Here is a 22107-nt window from a genome sequence, read left to right as displayed (position 1 = left end):
CCGAGAAACCCGGCGGCGTCGGCACGCTCAGGGTCGTCGCTGGGAGGGAGTGCACCGTCGTGGCACTCGTGGTGCAGAAGTACGGCGGGTCCTCCGTCGCCAACGCCGAGCGGATCAAGCGGGTGGCCGAGCGCATCGTGGCCGCGCGCAAGGCCGGCGACGACGTGGTCGTGGTGGTGTCCGCCATGGGCGACACCACCGACGAGCTGCTCGACCTCGCCAACCAGGTCAGCCCGCTGCCGCCGGGCCGCGAGCTGGACATGCTGCTCACCGCCGGGGAGCGGATCTCCATGGCGCTGCTCGCCATGGCCATCCACAACCTGGGGTACGAGGCCCGCTCGTTCACCGGTTCCCAGGCGGGCGTGATCACCACCTCGGTGCACGGCCGGGCCCGGATCATCGACGTGACCCCGGGGCGGCTCAAGGGCGCGTTGGACGAGGGCGCGGTGGTCATCGTCGCCGGCTTCCAGGGCGTCTCGCAGGACACCAAGGACGTCACCACGCTCGGGCGGGGCGGCTCGGACACCACCGCCGTGGCGCTCGCCGCCGCGCTGGAGGCGGACGTCTGCGAGATCTACACCGACGTGGACGGCATCTTCACCGCCGACCCGCGGATCGTGCCGAACGCCCGGCACATCACCCGGATCACCTACGAGGAGATGCTGGAGCTGGCGGCCTGCGGCGCGAAGGTGCTGCATCTGCGCAGCGTCGAGTACGCGCGGCGCGCGGGCTTGCCGATCCACGTCCGTTCGTCATACTCGACCAACACCGGCACGATGGTCACCGGATCGATGGAGGACCTTCCTGTGGAACAGGCACTGATCACCGGCGTCGCCCACGACCGCAGCGAAGCGAAGATCACGATCGTCGGCGTGCCCGACGAGCCGGGCGCCGCGGCGAGCATCTTCGACACGGTCGCCGGCGCGGAGATCAACATCGACATGATCGTGCAGAACGTGTCCACCGAGGGCACCGGCCGCACCGACATCTCGTTCACGCTGCCCAAGGCGGACGGCCCGACCGCGATGACCGCGCTCAGCAAGATCCAGGAGACGGTCAAGTTCAAGGGCCTGCTCTACGACGACCACGTCGGCAAGGTCAGCCTGATCGGCGCCGGCATGCGCTCGCACCCGGGCGTGGCCGCCGGCTTCTTCGCCGCCCTCGGCGCGGCCGGCGTCAACATCGAGATGATCTCCACCTCGGAGATCCGGGTCTCCGTGGTCTGCCGGGACACCGACCTGGACAAGGCGGTCCGCGCGATCCACGACGCCTTCGAGCTGGGTGGTGACACCGAAGCCGTCGTCTACGCCGGCACCGGGCGGTAACGCGCCGTGGCGTCGCTGCCCACCCTCGCCGTGGTCGGGGCGACAGGTGCTGTCGGCACGGTGATGTGCCAGATCCTCTCCTCCCGGCGCAACGTCTGGGGCGAGATCCGGCTGCTCGCCTCCGAGCGCTCGGCCGGCCGGCGCGTGCGGTGCCGGGGCGAGGAGCTGACCGTCCAGGCCCTCACCGCCGACGCCCTCGACGGCGTCGACGTGGCCATGTTCGACGTGCCGGACGACGTATCGGCGCAGTGGGCGCCGGTCGCGGTCTCGCGCGGCGCGGTGGTCGTCGACAACTCCGGCGCGTTCCGGATGGACCGCGACGTGCCGCTCGTCGTCCCCGAGATCAACCCCGACCAGGTACGCAACCGGCCCCGGGGCATCATCGCCAACGCCAACTGCACGACGCTGGCGATGATCGTGGCGATCGCCCCGCTGCACCGCGAGTACGGCCTGCGTGAGCTGGTGCTCGCGTCGTACCAGGCGGTGTCCGGGGCGGGGCAGGCCGGCGTGGACGCGCTGCACCTGCAACTCGGCAAGATCGCCGGTGATCGGGTGCTCGGCTCCCGCGCCGGTGACGTGCGTCAGGCAGTCGGTGACGAGCTGGGCCCGTTCCCGGCGCCGCTGGCGCTCAACGTCGTACCGTGGGCGGGCTCGCTGGCCGACGAGGGCTGGTCCACCGAGGAGATGAAGCTCCGCAACGAGTCCCGCAAGATCCTCGGGCTGCCCGACCTCAAGGTCTCCGCCACCTGCGTACGGGTGCCGGTGGTGACCGGGCACTCGGTCGCCGTGCATGCGGTCTTCGCCACCGAGGTGGACGCCGAGAGCGCCCGTGAGGTGCTGCGCAACGCGCCGGGCGTGATCCTGGTCGACGACCCGGCGTCCGGGGAGTTCCCGATGCCGATCGACGCGGTCGGCACCGACCCCTCCTGGGTGGGCCGCATCCGACGCGCGGTGGACGACCCCCGGGCCCTGGACCTCTTCGTCACCGGAGACAACCTCCGCAAGGGTGCCGCCCTCAACACCGCCCAGATCGCCGAACTGCTGGCCAAGGATCTGACGCGCCCCTGAGCGTGTCCGCTCAGGGGCCGGCGCGGTGCGTCAGCACGAACCGTTTACCGGGTTTGCCGATCCGGTGTACAGGTACGCGTCGGGAATCCAGGTGCCGTCGGTGAGCTTGTTCCACAGCGTGCTGGCGCCCCAGCGGCCGGTCACGGAGGTGCCGCTCGACGAGCAGGCGATGGCCGCCGTGGCGCCGTCCGCGATCGAGCCGACGACCCCGTACCCGGTGCCCGGCCCGGACCGCCGGCTGACCGACGTGCCCCCGTAGCTGTCGACGATGCCCTCGGTGAAGCCGAGCGCCCCGTAGTTGTACAGCGATCCGCCGACGTTGACACGTTTCGAGCCGTGCAGCGCGTAGCCCTCGTAGGCCGTGCTGCCCTCTCTCGGCACCCACTTGCCCAGATTGTGGGTGGCGATCGCCACGTACGCGCTGTTCTGCCGGAGTCCCAGGTGCACGTGCCGGCTGCTGGCGGAGCCGCCGCAGGTGATGTCGGTGCCGGTGTCGCCGAGGTAGGAGCCCGCGCTGACCGATGCCCCGTCGACGTTGATGTTGTTCCACAGGTGGTAGTAGTCGGTGGCGTAGCCCCGGTCGTGGACCACCCGGATCCAGCCCTTGCACATCGTGTACGCGGTGCCGGCACGCACGGCCAGCACTCGCTGGTCACCGCCGAACAGGTCGATCGAGCTGAACGGTCGCGGGGAGCCGGACCAGCCGTGTGGGCCGCCCCTGAGGGTCCACGACTGGCCGAGGGCGAACGGCAGGCGCATGCCGGTGCGGTAGTCCCCGTTGGCGGACAGCGTGCCAATGGTGGTGAACGCGTCCCGCTCTCCACGGGCGAGGACGGACGCGGGGGCTGCCGTGGCCAGGTCGGCGAAGGTGGCCTCGCCCTCCAGAGCCACCTGCCAGTCGCCGCGTTGCTGGCGGGCGATGAAGATCCAGCCGGACGGGTACAGCCCCTCCTTCTGCGGGGCGACGAGCACAGCGGTGCCGAAGGCCCAGGCCCGGCCGTCGCGGCGGGTGACTGTCACCCGGGTGTCCGCCAACCCGGCAGCGCGGATCTCCTGGTCGGCCGCGGCCGCGGCTTCCTCGATCAGCCTGTGTCGTACGGCGGTGGTGACGTCGTCGGCCGGTGCGGCCTGGGCGCCGTTCGGCACCGTGCCGATCACTGCGGCAACGAGCAGGATCGCGGTGGCGGTGCCGAGTCGGCGTCGCGTGTCGATCATGTCCTCTCCCAGGGGGGGCGAGAGGCTGATGCATGTCCGACGGACGATATCCGACTGATTTACACGTGTCTATATTTTGTCAGGCGGCGGAGAGGTGGACGCCGTCTCGGCCGTGGCGCTTGACCGCGTACAGCGCCTGGTCGGCTCGGTGCAGGGTGCGCTCGGGGGACTCGCCGGGCCTCGGCAGCGCGATGCCGACGCTGATCGTCCGGCCGGTCCGGCGGGCCGCCTCGGTGAGCCGTTCGGCGATCCGGACCGCCTCCTCCGGGCGGCTCACCTCGATCACCGCCACGAACTCGTCCCCGCCGGTCCGGTACAGCTCGTCGCCCTGGCGCAGCGCGCCTTCCAGCGCCCGGGCCAGCCCCACCAGCAGCCGGTCGCCGGCCTGGTGGCCGTACGTGTCGTTGACGTCCTTGAACCCGTCCACGTCGATCGCCAGCAGCGCGGTACGCCCCGGCGTGGCGGTGGCGATCCGCTGCCCGAACGGGCCGGTGTGCCGCAGCCCGGTGAGCGGGTCGGAGCTGGCCTGCTCGCGCAGCCGGGCGAGCGTACGCAGCCGGTCCAGGCAGGTCCACGCCTGCCCGGCGAGCAGTTCGATCAGGTTGACAGTGGTGGGGTCGGGGCGCAGCAGCCGCTCGTCGCCGACGAGCAGCACGCCACCGGCGGCCGGCGTGCCGACCGGCACCGCCACCAGGGTGCGCGCGCCCGCCCGGGTCAGCGGCAGGTACTCCTCGGTCGGCGGGTGCCCCGCCTCGCCCAGCGTGTACGCCGAGCCGTACCGGTGGGCCCGGTCGATCACGCGGTCCAGCGCGGCCGGGCCGGCCTCGGCCAGCTCGGCGCGGATGCGTGTCTCCAGCTCGCCGGGGGTGTCGGTGGGCGCGCCGAGGCGCGGGCCGCTCCGGCCGGTGAGGACCAGCACGGCGGCGGAGAGTTCGGACACGTCCCGGGCCGCGGCGAGCGCGGCGGTCATCAGGTCCCAGTCGGTCGGGGCGGCGGTGAACGCGGCGGCGTGCCGGAGCAGCTTCTCGCTGCGGCTCTCGGCCGGTGACCCGCCGAGCGCGGCGATCCGCCCGCCGAGGCGGTCGGCCACCAGCTCGGCGGTCTCCCGCCACGCCGCGAGCGGGACGGGCTCGCTCCACTGCAGGTCGAGCACGCCGATGGGCCGGCCGGCCGGGTCGCGTACCGGCACGCAGAGTTCCGCTGTGACGTCCGGCCGGACCGGCAAATAGTCGGGGTCGGCGCTCACGTCGGGCACGACGGCTGTCACGCCCGAGGCGTAGACCCGCCGCACCACCGAGGGTTCGGGGCGGTGGCGGGCGGGCGCGTCAACTGTCGCCGGGACGTGCGAGAAGACCTGCCACGCGCCGGTGGCGGCCACGCAGCGCAGACGGTCGTGGACCCGGAGCAGGACGGCGGCGGTCGCCGGGGTGTGCCGGGCGAGCGCGGCGACGGTCCACTGGCACGCCTCCGGGACGGTGGACGCCGTGGGCAGGCGCACCGTGATGTCGCGGAGGACTCGCTCGTGATCCACGTCGTTCCTGCTCGGAGGGGGTAGGTCGCGATCAAGCGTACTCAGCGCGACAGCCACCGACCTTCGTACACATGTGCTATCCGCAGGCTGTGGACACAGCCTGTGGGCGGGATCGGGCCTGCGCGAGGAGGGCGCGCGGCGATAGCGTGAGGGTCCGGGCACCCGAGGAGGCGCGCGATGCTCATCGCCCAGCTCAGCGACCCGCACGTGACCACCGGCCCGCTCGCGGCCGCTCCGGCGTCGGGGTTGCACCACGCGCTCGGCGCGGTGCTCGCGCTGCGTCCCCGGCCCGACTGCGTGGTGATCACCGGCGATCTGACCGCCAACGGCCGGCCGGACGAATACCTCGCGCTGCGCGAGATCGTCGGCGCGTTTCCGCTGCCGGTGCACCTGGCCACCGGCAACCACGACGACCGCGAGTCGCTGCTCGACACGTTCGGCGGCACCCCCTACCTGGCCGGCGGTTTCTCGGCGCACTACCACGTCGACCTGCCGGACGCGACGCTCGTGGTGCTCGACTCGCTCACCCCGGGCAGCGCCGGCGGGCGGCTCGGCGACGAGCAGCTCGCCTGGCTCGACGGGGTGCTCGCCGGGCGTACCGACGCGCCCGCCGTCGTGTGCCTGCACCATCCGCCGGTCGCGGTGGGTGTACCGGGCATGGACGCGATGGGTCTCGCCGACGCCGACGCGCTCGCCGCCGTGGTCAGCCGTCACCCCCATGTCGTACGCGTCGCCGCGGGGCACCTGCACCGCCCGGTGACGAGCGCGTTCGCCGGTACGGTGCTGACCACCGCGCCGAGCACCTGGATCCAGGTGAGCCTGACCATGACCGACGAGGAGGAGCCCGGGTTCGTCGCCGAGCCGACCGCCTTCCTGCTGCACGTGATCGCCGACGGCGGCTGCGTGACACACACCGTCCAGGTCAGCCACGCCGCCGGGCGCACCTGCTGGTTCTGACGCCGACGCCGATGCTCTGGTACGTCGCGTACGGCTCGAACCTGCACGCCGCCCGGCTCGACTGGTACCTGCGTGGCGGGCGCCCACCCGGCGGGCTGCGCACGTACCCCGGCTGCCGGGACTGCCGACCACCGCGCCGGACGGTCCCGGCGCTGATCCCCGGCGGGGTCTACTTCGCGGGTGAGTCGCGGGCCTGGACCGGCGGCATGGCGTTCTACGACCCGCAACTGCCCGGCCGGGCGGCGGCGCGCGGCTACCTGGTGACCGTCGAGCAGTTCGCCGACATCGCCGCGCAGGAGATGTACCGGCCGCCCGGCGCCGACCTGGCCGGGATCCGCGCGGCGGCCGAGACCGGGCGGGCGAAGCTCGGGCCGGGCCGCTACGAGACGTTGCTGCGGGTCGGCGTCCGGGACGGGCTGCCGATGCTCACCTTCACCGCTCCGCACCGCGCGGTGGAGGTGCCGTGGACCCGGCCCGCCCCGCTCTATCTCGGGATGCTGGCGCGCGGTCTGCGGGAGGCGCACGGCTGGGACACGGCGCGGATCGTCGGCTATCTGGCGGGCCGTCCGGGAGTCGCCGGGCGGTGGAGCCGGCGGGGGGTGCGCGGGCTCGTCGGCGCCACGCACACCGGGCCGTCGAACCGGCCCTCCGGCGCTCCGGTCGAATTCGGACAGTCCGCTGCGGATGTCGATCCGTCGGACATGAACGACCGTTCGGCTCACGATGGGTGTCCGCCAGGCGGATTCCGGTGAGGACGGTTGCCAGCGCAAGGAATTCCGCGTGACATGAGCGTCGGCGCCGGTTCCCTGTCCCTGGGAGCCGGCGCCCTTCACGACGCCAGGCATCGACAGCGTGCGCCGCGCAGAAATTCACCAGACCGTCATGTCCGACTCGTCCGGCGGACCGGTACGGCTCGCTCACGACGTCGACGATTCCGAATGCCGCCCCGGTCGACCTGAGGGCCGGCGGATGAGAAGCTACCCCGGAGCGGGGTGGCGCCCCCCGACTGCCGCCTCCCACGATCGACCCCTGTCATGGCACGGACCAGGGCCACCGGGCGAACCATCGCCCGGACACCAGCATCGGTATCTCACGAGGAGTTCCATGTCCGTCACCGGGATGCGACGCCGGGCCGTAGTCGGCCTGGCCGCACTCGCCGCGACCGCGTTCACCGCTGTCGCCGTCACCCCCGACCAGGCCGAGGCGCGCCCGAAGCCGGTCGACGTCCAGTTGCTCGCGATCAACGACTTCCACGGCAACCTGGAGCCGCCGAGCGGGTCCAGTGGCACCATCGACGGCCAGCCGGCCGGTGGCGCGGAATACCTGGCCAGCCACCTGAAGGCGATGCGCGCCGCCGCCAAGAAGCAGGGCAAGGGCACCGTCACCGTGGCCGCGGGTGACCTGATCGGCGCGTCCCCGCTGCTCTCCGCCGCGTTCCACGACGAGCCGACCATCGAGGAGATGAACCTCGCCGGGCTGGAGTTCGCGAGCGTCGGCAACCACGAGTTCGACGAGGGCGCGGCCGAGCTGCTGCGCATGCAGCGCGGCGGCTGCCACCCGGTGGACGGCTGCGCCGACGGCACCCCGTTCGGTGGCGCCAAGTTCACGTACCTCTCGGCGAACGCGTTCAAGACCTCCACCGGCCTGCCGCTGATGCAGCCGTTCGGCATCAAGATCGTCAAGGGTGTGCCGATCGGCTTCATCGGGATGACCCTGGAGGGCACCCCGAACATCGTCAGCCAGCAGGGCGTCGCCGGGCTGCGGTTCACCGACGAGGCCGACACCGCCAACAAGTACGCCAAGATCCTGCGCCTGCTCGGGGTGAAGAGCATCGTCGTGCTGCTGCACGAGGGTGGCGTGCAGAACGGCGGCGGCATCAACGACTGCACCGGGTTCAGCGGCCCGATCGTCGACATCGCCAACCGGATGGACCCGTCCATCGACGTGATCGTCAGCGGGCACACCCACGCCGCGTACAACTGCAACATCAACGGCAAGCTGGTCACCAGCGCCAGCTCGTTCGGCCGCCTGGTCACCCAGATCGACCTGAAGATCGACCCGCGTACCCGCGACGTGGTGAGCGCGTCCGCGAACAACGTGGTGGTCACCCGGGACGTGAAGCCGGACCAGCCCTCGACCGACCTGATCAACCGGTACAAGACCGCGCTCGGCCCGGTGGCCGACCGGGTGGTCGGCGAGACCACCGCGGCGATCACCAAGACCCAGGAGAACCTGTACCAGACCGGGGTCGACGTCAACGGCAAGCCGACGTACCAGACCGGTGAGTCGCCGCTGGGCAACCTGATCGCCGACGCCCAGCTCGCGGCCACCGACACCGAGCAGAACGCGGTCGCCGCGTTCATGAACCCCGGTGGCGTACGCGCCGACCTCGACGCCGGCCCGGTCACCTACGCCGAGGCGTTCACCGTGCAGCCGTTCGCCAACAACCTGGTGACGCTCGACCTGACCGGCGCGCAGCTCTACTGCATGCTGGAGCAGCAGTTCACGGTGGCGCGCGTGCTCTACGCGTCCTCGACCGTCAACTACGTCGTGGACGTCAACGGCACCACCGCGCCGGCCGGCACGCCGTGCGCCGGCACCCGGGTGGTCCGGGGCAGCCTCACCATCAACGGCGCCCCGGTGACCGACACCGCCACCTACCGGGTCACCGTGAACAACTTCCTCGCCGGTGGCGGCGACGGCTTCAGCGTCCTGACCGGCGGCACCAACGCGGTGACCGGCCAGATCGACCTGGACGCCTTCACCGCGTACCTGACCGAGAAGTCGCCGGTGTCCCCGCCGGCGCTGGACCGGATCCGCACGACCACCGAGGTCGCCGCCGGCTGACGGCCGACCGCAGCGCGAACGGGCCCCGGAGCGGCGTCGCTCCGGGGCCTGTTCGTTCTCGGGCCGCCTTCTTCGTTGTCAGGCCGCCCGCTCTTCGTCTCAGGCTGCCCGGGCGGGCTCCGGCGTCGCGGCGGCCGGCAGGCGGCCGTCCTGCGCGGCGGTGAGCAGCGGACGCAGCGACAGCGCGAGCACCGAGGCGGCCAGGCAGCCGCCCACCACGACCGCCACCCAGACCCGGCCGTGTGCCGCCCCGATCAGCGGACCGGCGGTGACCGGGCCGACGACGCCGCTGATCCCGAAGATCATCGAACTCATCGCGTTGTACCGGCCGCGCAGCTCGTCGGTGGCCAGCGCATTGGTGAGGGCGGGCATGACCGGCGACAGCATCGTCTCGCCGAACCCGAAGATCGCCGAGCAGGCCACCACGCCGAGCGCCGCGAGCAGCGCGTTGCCGCTGCCCACCACCCCCGCCGCGCCGAGCACCAGCCACGCGCCGGCGAAGACCGCGCCGACGGTGGCGAGCGCACGGGTACGGCTGCGCCCCTCCAGCCGCCGGATCACCAGCAGCTGGGAGAGCACGATCATCACGGTGTTCGCCGCCAGCGCCCACGCCACCACCCGGGGCGTCACCTCGACCACCCGCACCGAGTACGCCGCGAAGCCCACCTCGATCTGCGCGTACCCGCAGGTGGTGAGCACCAGGCCGAAGATGACCAGACGGCGGAACGGCCGGTCCCGCAGCACCGTGAGATAGCCGCCGGTCCTCTCGGCGGCCTTCGCCCCCGCGGCCGCGACCGGCCGGCGCCCGACGTGCGGCAGCGTCAGCAGGATCAGGGCCGGCGTCAGGTAGCTCACCGCGTCCAGCAGGTAGATCGCCTCGAACGTGACGGGACGGGCCACGTCGACCACCGCGCCGGAGATCAGGCCGCCCGTGCCGATGCCGAGGTTGAGCAGCGCGAAGTTGAGGCCGAAGACGCGCTGCCGCTCGCCGTCACCGGTGAGCGAGGCGAGGATCGTGTTCTGGCCCGCCCAGATCGCCGAGCTGCCCACGGCGACCAGCGTCATCACGCCGAACGCCGAGGCGGTCGAGTCGACCAGCGCCAGCGAGCCGGTGCCGATCGCCTCGATCACCAGGCACGGCAACACGACCCGGCGCGCGCCGAACCGGTCGATGAACGTGCCGGCCAGCGGCGAGAGGGCCAGCGTGACCGCGCCGAACCAGCCGATCACCAGCCCGGCCCGGGTGTCGGTCAGGCCGCGTACGTCGGTGAGGTAGATGAACAGGAACGGCAGGGTGAGGCCGCGCCCGACAGCGGAGAACAGCGTGCCGAGGAGGATCCGGCGGGCTTCGGGACGGGCGGGCAGGGCGCGGCGCAGCATGGCAGGGATTCTGTGCGGTGGGTACGACTACCGCGACCCGTTTACCCCTTACCGACGTGGACGCCGAGCCGGAAGGTGAGCGAGCACACGCGCTCTGCCATGCTGACCCGGTGACGACGACCTGGCGGCACCTGCCCGCACCGGCCCGCGAGATCGCCGAGACGGCCACCGACGCGGTGAGCGCCGCGCAGGCCCGCGACGCCGAGGCGTACGCCCCGGCCGTCGAGCGGCTGGCCGCCGCCGACCGGTCCGGGCTGGTGCTCGGCGGCGTGGTCCGGCTGCTGCTGGAGGAGGGGCACCCGGACGGGCTGGACGGCGACGACGTACGCCAGGTGCTGGAACAGTGCGTACGGTCGGCCGCGTCCTGGTGGCCCGACGTCGACCCGCACGTGCTGCTGGTGCTGCTGGCCGGCGCGCTCGGCGTCTACGACCCGGGCGACGACGAGAACCCGCCCGACCCGGCGGCGGTCGCCCGGCACGCGCCGCTGCTCGTGGCCGACCTGCTGGCGGTCACCGGACGACCCTTCGCCGAGTACCTGACCGCCGCGTTCGCCGAGGTGGCGCGGACGGAGACGCACGACTGACGGCCTTGTTGTCCGGCGGCTGGTGTGTCGGCCTACGGGCTCGCGGCCAGGAAGACGAACGCGGCGAGCAGCACCAGGTGCACGCCGCCCTGGAGCACTGTGGCCCGGCCCGGCACCACTGTGAGCACCGCTGTCACGGCGGTCAGCGCCAGCAGCGTCATCTGGGTGCCGCCCAGGCCCAGCATCAGCGGACCGTCCAGCCAGATCGAGGCGATCGCGATGGCCGGGATGGTCAGGCCGATGCTGGCCATGGCCGAGCCGAGCGCGAGATTGAGGCTGATCTGCACGCGGTCCCGCCGTGCCGCCCGGGCTGCTGCCAGCGTCTCCGGCAGCAGCACCAGCAGCGCGATGACCACGCCGACGAACGCCTGCGGCAGATTGGCGGCGCTGACCGCGGTCTCGATCGCCGGGGAGATCGTCTTCGCGTCACCGACCACCGCGACGAGCGCCACCACCAGCAGGGCCAGGCTGGCCAGGGCGGTACGCGTGGACGGCGGCTCGGCGTGGCCGTCGCCGGTCTTGTCCTCGGCGAGGATGCTGCCCTCCTGGGTGACCGGGAGGAAGTAGTCGCGGTGCCGGCCGGTCTGCACCATCACGAACAGCAGGTAGAGGGCCAGCGAGGCGACCGCCGCGAAGGCGAGCTGGGCGGGGGAGAACTCCGGCCCCGGCCGGCTCGTGGTGAACGTCGGCACCACCATGCTGAGCGTGGCGAGCGTCGCCACTGTGGCCAGCGCCCCTCCGGTGCCCTCCGGATTGAACACCGCGACCTGCCGGCGCAGCGCGCCGAGCAGCAGCGACAGGCCGAGGATGCCGTTACAGGTGATCATGACGGCGGCGAAGACGGTGTCCCTCGCCAGCGCCTGCGTCTTCTCCCCACCGCTGATCATCAGCGTCACGATCAGACCGACTTCGATCACCGTGACAGCTACCGCCAGCACGAGTGACCCGTACGGCTCACCGACCTTGTGCGCCACCACCTCGGCATGGTGGACAGCGGCCAGCACAGCCGCCGCGAGCAGGGCCGCCACCACGAAGATGAGCGGGCCGGGCAGCTCCCGTCCCCAGGTCATCACGAGCACGAGCACGGCGACCAGGGGCGCGACGGTGGTCCAATCGGTCAGGCGGGATCGGATCATCGGCGGCATGCACATAACTTTGCCAGGGGGCAGCGTCAACGCCGCGTGGCGGGGTGGCTTCGGGCAGTCCTGTCGATCTATTCGGCCGAGCCGGGGAACGAGGTCGGTTCCGCCAGGCGGGCCGGCAGGTCGCGGAGGGCGGAGATGACGGGACCGGCCCAGCCCGGATCGGTGTCCTGGTGTTCCGTGGTCCGCAGCACCGTCATGCCCACCGCCGCCGCGCCGGCCAGCTCACCGTCCGCACCGTCGCCCACGTAGACGCATTCCGCCGGCGCGACGCCGAGCCGGTCGGCTGCGGTGCGGTAGATCGCCGGGTCCGGCTTGGCCAGTCCGACCGCGCTGGAGAAGACCGCGACGTCGAAGCGCCGGGCGAGTGGGCCGGCCGCCCACGCCTCGGCGGTCTCGGACGTGGCATTGCTGATCAACGCCAGCCGGTGCCCGCGCTCCCGCAGCGCGTCGAGCACGTCCAGGGTGCCGGTCGGGACACGGTTCAGCACACGGCGGGCCAGCGCGCGCCGATGCGCGGCGGCCAGCGCCACCCGCTCGTCAGTCGGCGCGCCGCCGAGGCGCCCGGCGAGGATGCGGACGGTCTCCTCCGCGCTCCACCGGACGAGGCGGTCCCGCCAGGTCGCGTGGTACGCGGCGACGAGCGCCGCCGGATCGACCCCGACCAGGAGCGCCATCTCGCCGACCACCCGGTCCCGCTCGTCGTCGGCGCCGTGAACCAGGGTGTGAAAGAGGTCGAAGACCACTGGCCGTGGCATGGCGGGATCCTACTGCGACGGTGATCGCGTACGGGGAAACGCAGAGGGCACATCCGATGATCGGATGTGCCCTCTTACCTCTGGTCGGGGTGGCCGGATTCGAACCGACGACCTCTTCGTCCCGAACGAAGCGCGCTACCAAGCTGCGCCACACCCCGAGGCGTGCCGACAAATAGTAGCCCACCCGCCCGCACGGTCAAACTCGGTACCCCCCGCCCCGCGCACCCCGCAGATCTTGGTACGAACCGGCCCTCCGAGGGGCGGGCGCGTACCAAGATCTGCCGGGGAAGCGGGGAAGCCGGGGCGCGCGGTCAGCGGGAGATCAGCGTGAGGATGCTGGCCTCGGGCGGGCAGGCGAAGCGGATCGGGGCGGTGGGGTGGGTGCCGAGGCCGGCGGAGACGTGCAGCCAGGAGTCCGAGCCGGGCCAGCGGTGCAACCCGCGCGCCATCGAGCGGGGCAGCCCGCAGTTGGTGACCAGCGCGCCGTACCCGGGCACGCACACCTGGCCGCCGTGGGTGTGCCCGGCGAGCAGCAGGCCGAAGCCGTCGGCCGCCATCCGGTCCAGCACCGCGGGCTCGGGGGAGTGTGACAGCGCGATGGACAGCGCCGCGTCGCCGCTGACCGGTCCGGCCACGGCGTCGTAGTCGTCGCGTTCGATGTGCGGGTCGTCCACGCCGACCAACTCGATCTCCCGCCCGCCGGCCTTGAGCGAGGTGCGCGCGTTGTTCATGTCCACCCAGCCGGCGCCGGTGAGGATGTCGCGCAGCTCCTCGTACGGCAGCGGCACGCCCTCGGTGTACTCCCGGTCGGGCAGGAAGTAGGTGAAGGGGTTCTTGAGGACGGGGCCGGTGTAGTCGTTCGAGCCGAAGACGAACGCGCCGGGCAGGTCGAGCAGCGGTTGCAGCGCGCGCAGCACGCCGGCCACCGACTCCGGGTGCGCCATGTTGTCGCCGGTGACCACCACCAGGTCCGGGTCGAGCGCGGCCAGCGAGGCCACCCAGTCCTGCTTACGTTGCTGGCCGGGCATCATGTGCAGGTCCGAAAGGTGCAGCACCCGCAGCGGTTCGGCGTCGGTCGGAAGCACCGGCACGTCGTACCGGCGCAGGGTGAACATGTTGCGCTCGATGAGCGACGCGTACGCGAGGGTGGCCGCCCCGGCGGCGACGGTTCCGGCCGCGAGACGGAATAGTGTGCGCTTTCGCATGGCGTTCAGGGTAGTTTCACCGTCCATGAGCACGCTGAAGGACCGCCTCACCGCCGACATGCGCGCCGCCCTCAAGGCGCGCGACGAACTGACCACCTCCACGCTTCGCATGGCCCTCGCAGCCGTGGGCAACGCCGAGGTCGCCGGCCGGGAAAAGCGCGAGCTCAGCGACGACGAGGTGCTCGTGGTGCTGACCAAGGAGGCGAAGAAGCGCCGCGAGGCGGCCGTGGCGTTCGCCGACGCCCGGCGCGCCGAGCAGGCCGGCAAGGAGACCGCCGAGGGTGAGGTGCTGGAGCGCTACCTGCCCAAGCAGCTCCCCGACGAGGAACTGGCCGAGCTGGTCTCGGGGGCGCTCGCCGCGGGCGGCTTCACCGGCAAGGCGCAGATGGGCCCGGCCATGAAGGCCGCTCAGGCCGCGGTGGCCGGCCGCGCCGAGGGGGGCCGGGTGGCTGCCGAGGTACGCCGCCAGCTCGGTCTCTGACCGTCCCGCAGACCCAAGAAGCGACGGCCACCCCCTTCACGGAGGTGGCCGTCGCTCTGTCCGGGATCAGTTGCCTGGTCGTCCTGGTCGGCCGTTACCCGGTCCGCCCGGGCCACCTGGTCGGTCCGGCGTCGCGGTGCCGCCCTGGTCCGAGTCGCCCTTGCCGGAGCTGACCTCGATCATGACGACGCCGCCCTTGATGGTGCGCCCGTTCGGGCTGGTGCCGGCCGCGGTGCCCGCCGGGCACTCCGACGCCACCTTGTTGCTGGAGACCACCGGCTCGAAGCCGGCACCCTTCAGCCGGGACTTCGCGCTCTCGATGGACGCGCACTTCACATCCGGGATGGACCGCTGGTCACCCAGGACGATCTTGCCGCTGGGCGGGGTGAAGTTCTTCCGGTCCTTGCCCTTCATGGCGTCCCGCAGCGTCTCGTAGACCGCCGGGTTGATGCCGGTGGGCACGTCGTGACCCATCTTCTGGTTGGTCTGCGGCCAGTCCGGGTCGGCCATGATGCCGGCTACCGCGTACTGCTTGGTCATCGCGACCAGCGAGGAGGTCTTCTCCGAGTCGGTGGTGCCGGACTTGCCGGCCACCGGCGCGTCGACGATGTTGCGGACGTTGCCGGCGGTGGCGGTGCCGCACTTCGTGGTCGAGGAGCGGTCACCCACCGGGCAGCGGGCGGCGTCCACGGCGGCCCGGGCCACCTCGGTGCTGACCCGCTGCTCGCAGCGGGGGTTCGCGACGTCGAGCTTCTCGCCCTCCGGGCCGCGGATCTCCTGCACCGGGATCGGCTCGCAGTACTTGCCGTCGGCGCCGAGCGTCGCGTACGCGTTCGCCAACTCCAGCGGCGTGGTCTGCGAGACGCCGAGGCTGAACGCGCCCCACTGGTGCGGGTTGGCGGCGAGCAGCGCGTCGCCGGACGAGCGGAACGAGATGCCGAGCTTCTGCGCCGCCTTCACCACGTTCTCCGCGCCGACCCGCTGCTGGAGGTCGATGAAGAACGTGTTCACCGAGAAGCCGAAGCCGCTCCACATGTTGTGCATGCCGGCCATCGAGGCGTTGGCGTTCTTCGGGCAGTACTTGTTGGTGCCCGGGCAGGCGGCCGGCGAGTTGAACTCCACCGGGTAGTTCGACTTGAACACCGGCTGCGCGTTGATCGGGTAGCTGAGCGGGTAGCCCTTCTCCAGCGCGGCCACCAGCGTGAAGATCTTGAAGGTCGAGCCCGCCTGGTAGCCGGCGATGCCGGGGCCACCGGTGATCAGCGGGTTCACCGTGTTGGGGTAGTTGCCCCGGATCTTCTTCTTGGCCTTCTTCGGGTCGCTGGAGATCTTGTTCTGCGGGTCGTCCGGGTCGTCGAGCTTGAAGTTGCGGTTCACCGCGACGGCGCGCACCCGGCCGGTGCCGGGCTCGACGGCGGCCACCATCCGGGCCGCCTTGCTGCTCTCGCCCAGGTTCTTGCGGACGGCCTTGTCGGCGGCCTTCTGCGCCTGCACGTCGAGCGTGGAGACGATGGTGTAGCCGCCGCTCTTGAGTCGCCGCTCCCGGTCGTACGAGGTGGCGCCGAACGTCTCCTGCTGCAGCCACCAGCGGTAGAGGTAGTCGCAGAAGAAGCCCCAGGAGCGGGTGGTGGTCTGGGTGCAGCCGTTCGGGGTGCGCTTGCCCTTGACGACGAGCTTGATCTTCTTGGCGGCGTCCGCCTCCTGCTGGGTGATCGCGCCGATCTGCACCATGTTGCCGATGACGTAGTCGCGCCGGCCGACCGCCTCGGGGTAGCCCGCGGGGGTGGTCGGGTCGAACGCGGTGGGCGCCTTCACCATGCCGGCGAGCATCGCCGACTCCTGGATGTCCAGCTTGCTCGGCGGCTTGTTGAAGTAGACCTGGCTGGCCGCCCAGATGCCGTACGCGCCGTTGCCGAACGCGGCGATGTTCAGGTAGCGCTCCAGGATCTCGTCCTTGGAGAGCTCCTTGTCGATCTGCAGCGCCAGGCTCATCTCACGCAGCTTGCGAGCGCTGGTGTCCTCGGTGGCGGCGACCACGTCGGCCGGGGGGGTGGCCGAGTAGGAGATGGCCAGCCGGACGTACTGCATGGTCAGCGTCGACGCACCCTGCCGGGAGGAGCCGGCGGCCTGGTTGTTGACGAACGCCCGGGCGACACCGTTGAGGTCCACGCCGTTGTGCTTGTAGAAGTCGTGGTCCTCGGCCGCGATGATGGCCTTCTGCATGTGCGGCGAGATGTCCTTGAGCTTGACGTCCTTGCGGTTCTCGTCGTACATCGTGGCCAGCACGGTCTTGCCGTCGGCCGCGAGCAGCCTGGTGATCTGCGGGGATCGGGCGACTGTCAGCTCCTTGGGCAGCGCGCCGAATGTCTCCGAGCCGGCCTTCGCGGCCAGTCCGGTCATCGCCACCGCGGGGAAGGCCGCCGCAGCGACCACCACTCCGGCCAACAGGCCGCAGATCAGCAGCGATGCGGCGTTGGTCAGCACGTTGTGGTCACGTTTCCGCATCCAGGTCACCTCGACAGGGTACGCGAGCAGGGATCGGCGGGCGCGCGGGGAACTTTCCCCATTTCCTGCATGCGCCGGCCTCGTTGTGCTAAACGCACGAGCCCTGGTCCGAGGTTGCGTGAGATCCGGCGGAAGTCTCTGCGAAGTCCGGGAGTAGCGCAGCGTTTTCACGTATCCGGGCGGGGTAGACGCGGGCGAAAGCCCGGGAAGCCGGGAGTGTCCGGAATGATGGATTTCGCCGACAACGTTGCGTAATCGGGCGACTACACAGCATGATGGTGGCGGCGAAGGCAGCCATGCGTCGTTCGTGCCGCCCTGGGGAGGCCGGTGCGAACGACCGGGGGGAGTTCGAGGGCTGCTCGCACGAAGTCGGTAGGTACTGCAAGGGGGGACGTGTACAGATGGGCATGATCACTGACTGGCCGTCACTGGCGGCATGTCAGAACGGAGACCCGGACGCGTTGTTCGTACAGGGCGCCGAACAGAACGTGGCGAAGAGGATCTGCCGGAGCTGCCCAGTTCGGTACGAGTGCCTGGCCGACGCGCTCGACAACCGGATCGAGTTCGGTGTGTGGGGTGGCATGACCGAACGCGAGCGCCGTGCGTTGCTGCGCCGGCACCCGCAGGTGACCAGCTGGCGCAAGATGTTCGAGGCGGCCATGAAGAAGAACGCCAAGGAGAAGGCCGGCAAGGACAAGGTCCTGGTGACCACTGCCACCTGACCGGCCGGTCAGCGCCGGCTGATCGCCTCGCCGATCGTCCGCAGCCCGTCGACGTCGTGCACGTCGGCGGGCTGCGCGGCCACCGACACCGCCGGCACCGCCGGGAACGCCTCGGTGAACCGCGCCGCCACCTGCTCCTCGCGTACCGCCTGCTGGGCCAGCGCGGCGTGCGCGCGCAGCACCTCGACGGTGCCCTCGTGCCCGCCCGCCGTGGCCAGCCGCTCCGCGGCGGCCAGGCTCTCCACCGCGGACAGGTCCGCCGCCGGCCGGTGCACCCGGTTGAGCACCAGCCCGGCTAGCGGCATCTGCTCTTCCCGCAGGCGACCCGCGAAGTACGCGGCCTCCCGGACCGCGTCCGGTTCCGGCGCCGCGACCAGCAGGAACGCCGTCTCCCGGGCCTGCAGGATCCGGTACGTCTGCTCGGCCCGCTGCCGGAACCCGCCGAACATCGAGTCGAGGGCCGCGACGAAGCCGGACAGGTCGGTGAGCAGCTGGGCGCCGAGCACCTTCTGCACCACCTTGGAGAACATCCCGAAGCTCGCCGTCACCAGGTTGAACATGCTGCGTCCGCCGCTGCGCGCCGGAGCCAGCAGCAGCCGCAGCATGCGGCCGTCCAGGAACCGGGACAGGCGGGCCGGGGCGTCCAGGAAGTCGAGCGCGGACCGCGACGGGGGCGTGTCCACGACGATCAGGTCCCACTCGCCCCGGGCGTGCAACTGGCCCAGCTTCTCCATCGCCATGTACTCCTGCGTACCGGCGAAGGTGGAACTCATGGCCTGGTAGAACGGGTTGGCGAAGATCTCCGCCGCCTTCGCCGGGTCGGTGTGCTGGAGCACCACGTCGTCGAACGTGCGCTTCATGTCGAGCATCATGGCGTGCAGTTCGCCGCCGCTGGCCTCGACGTCGATGCCCTTGACCTGGCGGGGTGTGTTGTCCAGCTCGGTCAGGCCGAGCGACTGCGCCAGCCGGCGGGCCGGGTCGATGGTGAGCACCACGGTCCGGCGGCCGTGCCGCTCGGCCGCGCCGAGCGCCAGCGCCGCCGCGGTGGTCGTCTTGCCCACGCCGCCCGCCCCGCAGCAGACCACGATCCGTACGCCGTCGTCGGCGAGGATCTGGTCGACGTCAAGCGGAGGCGCCGCGTCTTCGGAAGGCACCAATCGAGCGTATCGGTCCCGAGGGGCACTCTGCTCCGTGCCGGTCGCAGGTGTGAGTCAATCCGCCCGGACGAGGGTCTCGGCGAACGTCTCCAACCCGGCCCGGTCGACTCCTCCGGGCAGCAGCGGCAGTTCGATCATGGGCAGGCCCAGCTCCACCAGGTCGCCCCGGAGCGAGTCCTCCAGCTCCCGGCGTACCCGCTGGTCGTGGGCCTCCTCGACGAGCCCGGCCACGGTCGGGCCGTCGGTCGGCAGGCCGGCGGCGGCCAGCCCGCGCTTCAGCTCGGCCGCGGTCACGGCCCGGCCGGCCGGCACCGGCGGGCGGACGCCGTTCACGATCACCCGGCCGACCGGGAAGCCGAGCTGGGTCAGCTCGGCGACCGCGTCGAGCGTCTCCTGGACCGGCATCTCCTCCAGCAGCGTGACCACGTGCACAGCTGTCATCGGCGACCGGAGCAGCGCGGAGACGCCCTCGCTCTGGGTCTTGATCGGGCCGACCTTGGCCAGCCGGGCGGTCTCCGCTGTCACGTTCAGGAAGCGGCCGATTCGTCCGGTCGGCGGCGCGTCCAGCACGACCGCGTCGTACGTCCGGCGCGACCCGCTGGTGCGGGTGGTCGCCTCCTTGACCTTGCCGGTGAGCAGCACGTCGCGCAGGCCCGGCGCGATCGTGGTGGCGAAGTCGATCGCGCCGAGCTTGCGCAGCGCCCGGCCGGCCGCGCCGAGCTTGTAGAACATGTCCAGGTATTCGAGGAGCGCCGCCTCGGCGTCGACCGCCAGCGCCCGCACCTCACCGCCGCCGGGCGCGTCGGCGAGGTGCCGTTCCTCGTACGGCAGCGGGTCGGTGCCGAAGAGCTGGGCGATGCCCTGCCGGCCCTCCACCTCGACCAGCAGGGTGCGCCGGCCCCCGGCGGCCAGGCCGAGGGCCAGCGCGGCGGCCACGCTCGTCTTGCCTGTGCCGCCCTTGCCGGTCACCACATGCAGGCGGGCCGGCCATCTGCCGGCGGACTCGGCCGGCTGCTCACTCGCTGCCACCCGTCGAGCCTAACCAGCCGGCCGGATCAGCCGACCTCGCAGACCCACCATCCCGTCTTCCGCACCACCGTGAAGCGCAGGGACTGCTCGGCGACCTTCTCGTCGGCGGTGGTCATGGTCACCCGGGCGGAGACCGTGGCCCGGTCCCCGGTCTGGTTGTCGACGGTCGGGTTGCTCCAGCGGAACCGGGGGTTCTGGTACTGCCCGGCGTACTTCTGGACCTCGGCGACCTTGGCGGTGATCTTCTCGTCGTCGCGTGCGGCCGAGCAGACGAACGTGGCCGCCTTCTCGGCGTCCCGCTCCTGATAGACGGCCTTGAGGAAGCCGTCCACCGCGACCTGCGGCTCCTTCGCTCCCTGGCCGTCCTCGGTGTCGCGCAGGACGAGGAACGCGGCAGTGCCCCCACCGCCGCAGAGCAGGACCGCGGCGGCCAGCACCAGGGAGGCGATCAGCAGGGCGGGTCGCTTGCGTGGCTGGCCGCCCGGCGGACCGGGCGGATAGCCCGGTGGCCCGGCGGCGGGAACGGAGCCCGACGGTGTGCCGCCGTCGGGCGGTGTCTGTGGATGCGGGTCGCCGGGCATGCCGGTGTCGCCACCGGCGGGCGGTTGGGTCATCTGTCTCCCCCGGGTTGCGGCTCCCGTCGCCGCCCCAGGCGACGGGCACGGGTCGAGGTGGTCGGGCGCGCGTCCGCGCGTGCCCAGTCCGGAAGGGTAGCGGTCGGCGGGGCGCTTGCCAGCCCCGCGTACGCCCCCGCCGCAGGTGAGTTCGCCGTCGCGTTCCGGACCAGGCTTGTGTCGCATATGTGACTGGGCGTGACGAAGCGTGCGCGTCCCGTTGCCGGGACTGGTTGGAGGTCCTACGTTCGTCCCGACACGGAGAGCCGGACCCGCCGGACGACGCCGAGGCGGATGGCGGTGTCAGTGAACAGGTACGACGCCCGGAGGCGACGCATGCGCGACGCGGAGAACACCCCCCGAGCCCAGTTCCCCGGTGACCGGCCCGGATGGCCCGGCGACGCCGATGCGCCCGGCGAGGGCGCCTCGTTCAACGAGCGGTCGTACCGCCTTCCGGTCGAGGTGGTCCGGACGCTGTCCCGCCCCGGCGCGAAGGGGCGGGAGGAGGACGAGCCCGGCTACGTCATCCACCTGCCGGTCCGGGTGGCCGACCTCGCCGCGGCCACCGCGCTCGCCGGTACCGTGGCCACCTCGCTGGGCTTCCTGGTGGAGCTGGACGCGGGCGAGACCACCGTCTCCACCGCCGACGACCAGAACAACAGGCACCGGGTCTTCTGTGATCTGCTGCTGCCCGACCGCAGCCGGTGTCCGCAGCGCTTCGAGCACGAGGGCCCGTGCGGCGAGCCGCCGTCCGCTCCGGAGCCGCGTCCCGCGTCCTGGTGACGACGGCGGACCGTAGGCTGTGCCTGACCGAAGTCCAAGTCAGGCAAGGGAGCCCTCCTCCGATGCAGAAGTGGGAATACGCCACGGTGCCGCTGCTGGTTCACGCGACCAAGCAGATCCTCGACAACTGGGGCGAGGACGGCTGGGAACTGGTCTCGGTGGTGCCCGGCCCGAACCCGGAGCAGCTCGTCGCGTACCTGAAGCGGCCGAAGGGCTGAGCCGCATGAGCAACGGACCCCACGCGAAGCTCGCCGAGCTCGGCCTCGAACTGCCCGAGGTGGTGCCGCCGGTGGCCAGCTACGTGCCGGCCGTCCAGTCCGGGCAGCACGTCTACGTCTCCGGCCAGCTTCCGATGGCCGAGGGCAAGCTGCTCGCCACCGGCAAGGTCGGCAACGGCGTCTCCGCCGAGCAGGCGAAGGACCTGGCGCAGCGGTGCGCGCTGAACGCGCTCGCCGCGATCGACGCGCTGGTCGGGCTGGAGAACGTGGTGAAGGTCGTGAAGCTGACCGGCTTCGTGGCCAGCGCGCCCGGCTTCACCGGCCAGCCCGGCGTGATCAACGGGGCCTCGGACCTGTTCGGCGCCGTGTTCGGCGAGGCCGGCCGCCACGCCCGCAGCGCGGTGGGCGTGGCCGAACTCCCTCTGGACGCCCCGGTAGAGGTAGAGCTGATCGTCGAGGTCGTCTGACCCCTCGCCAGCCCGCGATCTTGCGGTTGCCGCCTCGACAGAAGCCCCAGACGGGGACAAACCAGCGGCGGGAACTGCAAGATCGCGGGGAGTGGCCGGGGGAGTCGTACGATCGCTGC

General features: G+C 71.8%; 21 protein-coding genes and 1 tRNA gene. 11 read left to right on the top strand and 11 right to left on the bottom strand.

Translation table 11 applies throughout. The annotated features are described in order from the left end of the window. Positions 1-59 precede the first annotated feature (59 nt). Positions 60-1325: an aspartate kinase gene (locus tag MicB006_RS09855; protein WP_073829273.1), complete on the top strand. Its 1266-nt coding sequence runs from the start codon at positions 60-62 to the stop codon at positions 1323-1325. A 6-nt stretch (positions 1326-1331) separates the two neighbouring features. After that, positions 1332-2393 carry an aspartate-semialdehyde dehydrogenase gene (locus MicB006_RS09850; RefSeq protein WP_116505409.1) on the top strand — a complete coding sequence of 354 codons (1062 nt, stop codon included), beginning with the start codon at positions 1332-1334 and terminating at the stop codon, positions 2391-2393. A 30-nt stretch (positions 2394-2423) separates the two neighbouring features. Here the strand turns inward: MicB006_RS09850 and MicB006_RS09845 are convergent, their stop codons facing one another. Both MicB006_RS09845 and MicB006_RS09840 read right to left on the bottom strand, forming a co-directional pair. After that, the gene (locus tag MicB006_RS09845; RefSeq protein WP_116505407.1) at positions 2424-3608 is read right to left on the bottom strand and encodes a peptidoglycan DD-metalloendopeptidase family protein; all 1185 of its coding nucleotides are present in this window, start codon (positions 3606-3608) and stop codon (positions 2424-2426) included. Positions 3609-3687: 79 nt separating this feature from the next. Continuing rightward, the gene (locus MicB006_RS09840) at positions 3688-5139 is read right to left on the bottom strand and encodes a diguanylate cyclase (RefSeq protein ID WP_116505405.1); all 1452 of its coding nucleotides are present in this window, start codon (positions 5137-5139) and stop codon (positions 3688-3690) included. 177 nt (positions 5140-5316) lie between these two features. Here MicB006_RS09840 and MicB006_RS09835 point away from each other — a divergent pair, with 177 nt between their 5' ends. The 3 genes from MicB006_RS09835 (at position 5317) to MicB006_RS09825 (ending at position 8943) form a co-directional block, all read left to right on the top strand. Then, positions 5317-6096 carry a phosphodiesterase gene (locus MicB006_RS09835; RefSeq protein ID WP_116505403.1) on the top strand — a complete coding sequence of 260 codons (780 nt, stop codon included), beginning with the start codon at positions 5317-5319 and terminating at the stop codon, positions 6094-6096. A gap of 11 nt (positions 6097-6107) precedes the next feature. After that, on the top strand, positions 6108-6848 hold the full coding sequence (locus MicB006_RS09830; protein WP_225980686.1) for a histone deacetylase: 741 nt from the start codon (positions 6108-6110) through the stop codon (positions 6846-6848). 352 nt (positions 6849-7200) lie between these two features. Next, entirely contained in the window at positions 7201-8943 is a 1743-nt protein-coding gene (locus tag MicB006_RS09825; RefSeq protein WP_116505402.1) for a bifunctional UDP-sugar hydrolase/5'-nucleotidase, read from the top strand. Positions 8944-9042: 99 nt separating this feature from the next. On the opposite strand, the gene MicB006_RS09820 is transcribed toward MicB006_RS09825, so the two are convergent. Further along, positions 9043-10323 (bottom strand): MFS transporter, encoded by a 1281-nt coding sequence (locus MicB006_RS09820; protein ID WP_116505400.1) that lies wholly within the window; start codon positions 10321-10323, stop codon positions 9043-9045. A gap of 110 nt (positions 10324-10433) precedes the next feature. Between MicB006_RS09820 and MicB006_RS09815 the strand changes: the two genes are divergently transcribed. Beyond that, positions 10434-10907 (top strand): hypothetical protein, encoded by a 474-nt coding sequence (locus MicB006_RS09815; RefSeq protein WP_192900221.1) that lies wholly within the window; start codon positions 10434-10436, stop codon positions 10905-10907. Between the two features lie 32 nt (positions 10908-10939). Here the strand turns inward: MicB006_RS09815 and MicB006_RS09810 are convergent, their stop codons facing one another. The 4 genes from MicB006_RS09810 to MicB006_RS09795 all read right to left on the bottom strand — a co-directional run bounded on the left by MicB006_RS09810 (position 10940) and on the right by MicB006_RS09795 (position 14012). After that, a complete protein-coding gene (locus MicB006_RS09810) occupies positions 10940-12043 on the bottom strand; it encodes a calcium:proton antiporter (RefSeq protein WP_073829374.1) in 1104 nt (367 codons plus the stop codon). A gap of 77 nt (positions 12044-12120) precedes the next feature. After that, entirely contained in the window at positions 12121-12807 is a 687-nt protein-coding gene (locus tag MicB006_RS09805) for an HAD family hydrolase (protein WP_116505396.1), read from the bottom strand. Between the two features lie 81 nt (positions 12808-12888). Further along, a tRNA-Pro gene (locus MicB006_RS09800) sits at positions 12889-12965 on the bottom strand. 153 nt (positions 12966-13118) lie between these two features. Next, positions 13119-14012 (bottom strand): metallophosphoesterase, encoded by an 894-nt coding sequence (locus tag MicB006_RS09795; protein WP_116505395.1) that lies wholly within the window; start codon positions 14010-14012, stop codon positions 13119-13121. Between the two features lie 25 nt (positions 14013-14037). Here MicB006_RS09795 and MicB006_RS09790 point away from each other — a divergent pair, with 25 nt between their 5' ends. Next, positions 14038-14493: a GatB/YqeY domain-containing protein gene (locus MicB006_RS09790; protein WP_116505393.1), complete on the top strand. Its 456-nt coding sequence runs from the start codon at positions 14038-14040 to the stop codon at positions 14491-14493. A 66-nt stretch (positions 14494-14559) separates the two neighbouring features. On the opposite strand, the gene MicB006_RS09785 is transcribed toward MicB006_RS09790, so the two are convergent. Continuing rightward, positions 14560-16998, bottom strand: a complete 2439-nt coding sequence (locus MicB006_RS09785) for a transglycosylase domain-containing protein (RefSeq protein WP_116511302.1) — start codon at positions 16996-16998, stop codon at positions 14560-14562. 401 nt (positions 16999-17399) lie between these two features. Here MicB006_RS09785 and MicB006_RS09780 point away from each other — a divergent pair, with 401 nt between their 5' ends. Continuing rightward, positions 17400-17720, top strand: coding sequence for a WhiB family transcriptional regulator (locus tag MicB006_RS09780; protein ID WP_043327856.1), 321 nt, complete (start codon positions 17400-17402; stop codon positions 17718-17720). A gap of 8 nt (positions 17721-17728) precedes the next feature. On the opposite strand, the gene MicB006_RS09775 is transcribed toward MicB006_RS09780, so the two are convergent. The 3 genes from MicB006_RS09775 to MicB006_RS09765 are packed head-to-tail and all read right to left on the bottom strand — an operon-like array spanning position 17729 to position 20520. Then, complete coding sequence (locus MicB006_RS09775; protein ID WP_192900220.1) at positions 17729-18877, bottom strand: ArsA-related P-loop ATPase; 1149 nt, start codon at positions 18875-18877, stop codon at positions 17729-17731. Between the two features lie 54 nt (positions 18878-18931). After that, on the bottom strand, positions 18932-19906 hold the full coding sequence (locus MicB006_RS09770) for an ArsA-related P-loop ATPase (RefSeq protein ID WP_116505391.1): 975 nt from the start codon (positions 19904-19906) through the stop codon (positions 18932-18934). Positions 19907-19932: 26 nt separating this feature from the next. Next, positions 19933-20520, bottom strand: a complete 588-nt coding sequence (locus tag MicB006_RS09765) for a hypothetical protein (RefSeq protein WP_116505390.1) — start codon at positions 20518-20520, stop codon at positions 19933-19935. A 336-nt stretch (positions 20521-20856) separates the two neighbouring features. Between MicB006_RS09765 and MicB006_RS09760 the strand changes: the two genes are divergently transcribed. The 3 genes from MicB006_RS09760 (at position 20857) to MicB006_RS09750 (ending at position 21988) form a co-directional block, all read left to right on the top strand. After that, positions 20857-21303, top strand: a complete 447-nt coding sequence (locus MicB006_RS09760) for a hypothetical protein (RefSeq protein ID WP_116505388.1) — start codon at positions 20857-20859, stop codon at positions 21301-21303. Positions 21304-21365: 62 nt separating this feature from the next. Continuing rightward, positions 21366-21521: a DUF4177 domain-containing protein gene (locus tag MicB006_RS09755; RefSeq protein ID WP_013289021.1), complete on the top strand. Its 156-nt coding sequence runs from the start codon at positions 21366-21368 to the stop codon at positions 21519-21521. 5 nt (positions 21522-21526) lie between these two features. After that, positions 21527-21988, top strand: coding sequence for a RidA family protein (locus tag MicB006_RS09750; RefSeq protein ID WP_116505386.1), 462 nt, complete (start codon positions 21527-21529; stop codon positions 21986-21988). The last annotated feature ends 119 nt before the right edge of the window (positions 21989-22107 follow it).

The organism is Micromonospora sp. B006 (assembly GCF_003408515.1).
GTDB classification, from domain to species: Bacteria; Actinomycetota; Actinomycetes; order Mycobacteriales; family Micromonosporaceae; genus Micromonospora; species Micromonospora echinospora_A.
This window is presented reverse-complemented; position numbering and strand designations above follow the sequence as displayed.

Coding starts and splice junctions, on each gene's coding strand:
- MicB006_RS09755 (WP_013289021.1), top strand. CDS start 21,366: ATGCAGAAGTGGGAATACGCCACGGTGCCGCTGCTGGTTCACGCGACC.
- MicB006_RS09825 (WP_116505402.1), top strand. CDS start 7,201: ATGTCCGTCACCGGGATGCGACGCCGGGCCGTAGTCGGCCTGGCCGCA.
- MicB006_RS09805 (WP_116505396.1), bottom strand. CDS start 12,807: ATGCCACGGCCAGTGGTCTTCGACCTCTTTCACACCCTGGTTCACGGC.
- MicB006_RS09810 (WP_073829374.1), bottom strand. CDS start 12,043: ATGATCCGATCCCGCCTGACCGATTGGACCACCGTCGCGCCCCTGGTC.
- MicB006_RS09780 (WP_043327856.1), top strand. CDS start 17,400: ATGGGCATGATCACTGACTGGCCGTCACTGGCGGCATGTCAGAACGGA.
- MicB006_RS09790 (WP_116505393.1), top strand. CDS start 14,038: ATGAGCACGCTGAAGGACCGCCTCACCGCCGACATGCGCGCCGCCCTC.
- MicB006_RS09795 (WP_116505395.1), bottom strand. CDS start 14,012: ATGCGAAAGCGCACACTATTCCGTCTCGCGGCCGGAACCGTCGCCGCC.
- MicB006_RS09750 (WP_116505386.1), top strand. CDS start 21,527: ATGAGCAACGGACCCCACGCGAAGCTCGCCGAGCTCGGCCTCGAACTG.
- MicB006_RS09785 (WP_116511302.1), bottom strand. CDS start 16,998: ATGCGGAAACGTGACCACAACGTGCTGACCAACGCCGCATCGCTGCTG.
- MicB006_RS09845 (WP_116505407.1), bottom strand. CDS start 3,608: ATGATCGACACGCGACGCCGACTCGGCACCGCCACCGCGATCCTGCTC.
- MicB006_RS09765 (WP_116505390.1), bottom strand. CDS start 20,520: ATGACCCAACCGCCCGCCGGTGGCGACACCGGCATGCCCGGCGACCCG.
- MicB006_RS09830 (WP_225980686.1), top strand. CDS start 6,108: ATGCTCTGGTACGTCGCGTACGGCTCGAACCTGCACGCCGCCCGGCTC.
- MicB006_RS09820 (WP_116505400.1), bottom strand. CDS start 10,323: ATGCTGCGCCGCGCCCTGCCCGCCCGTCCCGAAGCCCGCCGGATCCTC.
- MicB006_RS09835 (WP_116505403.1), top strand. CDS start 5,317: ATGCTCATCGCCCAGCTCAGCGACCCGCACGTGACCACCGGCCCGCTC.
- MicB006_RS09760 (WP_116505388.1), top strand. CDS start 20,857: ATGCGCGACGCGGAGAACACCCCCCGAGCCCAGTTCCCCGGTGACCGG.